The sequence below is a fragment of the Sphingopyxis bauzanensis genome (assembly GCF_002205675.1).
GTDB lineage: Bacteria > Pseudomonadota > Alphaproteobacteria > Sphingomonadales > Sphingomonadaceae > Sphingopyxis > Sphingopyxis bauzanensis.
In genome coordinates, this window is sequence record NZ_NISK01000026.1 from 1 (window position 1) to 1,013 (window position 1,013).

The window sequence follows — 1,013 nt, forward strand, 5'->3', positions numbered from 1 at the left end:
TTATGGCTGCCGTTCGTGCGAGAGCGCGATCGTGCAGGCGCCGGCGCCGGCGCGGAAGATGTGTATAAGAGACAGCATCGATATCGCCGAACTGCGCTACGAAGGCGGCAAAGGATTCCTCTATGTCGCGGTGGACCGCACCTCGAAGCTGGTGTTCGCCCGCATCTATCGACGGGCGACCAAGCTCGCCGCGGCAGCCTTCCTGCGCGTGCTGATCAAGACGGTTCCCTACAGGATCCACACCATCCTGACCGACAACGGCGTGCAGTTCGTGCAGCGTGACCAGGGCGGCACACTGGGATGGATCGGCCATATCTTCGGCCGTGTCTGCGAGCAGAACGGCATCGAGCATCGCCTCACCGTAACCGGTGTTTCCCTGCCACCTTGCGGGAGTGAAGCGTGGCGTCGATTTTCGCTAGCCCGATCAGGCTGGAGGATGCTGATGCTATGATGATGACATGTGATGATGCTGGCACCAGCGTGGTTCGGCGTTTTGAGGTTTTCACAGGTGCGGGCCAGCGTCGGGAGTGGTCGCCTGAGGTAAAGGCGTCGATCGTCGCGGAGAGCTATTCGGGTCAGGAGACGGCCTGCGCGGTGGCGCGCCGTCATGGGCTTGCTCCGTCGCAACTATTCGCTTGGCGCCGGGATCTGCGCAAGAAGCTGGAGGACCAAGGGCTGACGCTTCCAGCGACGCCTGCGTTCGTGCCGGCGGTGATCGAACCGCTCCCTTCGGGTGATCCAGCCCCTGTCGCCAGGCGCGGCCGTCGCCGTCGGCGTCCCACAGTCAGTGCTGTCGAGCTGGAGATTGACGGCGTGGCGGTGAAGATCGGACGCGGGGCCGATGCGGCTGTGATCGCAGCGGTGATTGAAGCACTCAAGGCAACGCGATGATCGGACCTGGCGCTGGCGCGCGCGTGATGGTGGCGACGCGTCCGGTGGATTTTCGCAAGGGACCTGACGCCCTGGCCGCGCTGGTCGGCGCCGAGTATGGCGGCTGTCTCTTATACACATCT

Annotated in this window: 1 protein-coding gene and 1 pseudogene; both read left to right on the top strand. The window is 63.9% G+C overall.

Features of this window, described 5'->3' with window-relative positions; all coding sequences use genetic code 11:
• Nucleotides 1-76: 76 nt before the first annotated feature.
• Nucleotides 77-361, top strand: a pseudogene (locus tag CDQ92_RS20655) (DDE-type integrase/transposase/recombinase); the annotation flags it as partial.
• A 38-nt stretch (nt 362-399) separates the two neighbouring features.
• Nucleotides 400-891, top strand: a complete 492-nt coding sequence (tnpA, locus tag CDQ92_RS20660; protein ID WP_228383643.1) for an IS66-like element accessory protein TnpA — start codon at nt 400-402, stop codon at nt 889-891.
• Nucleotides 892-1,013 lie beyond the last annotated feature (122 nt).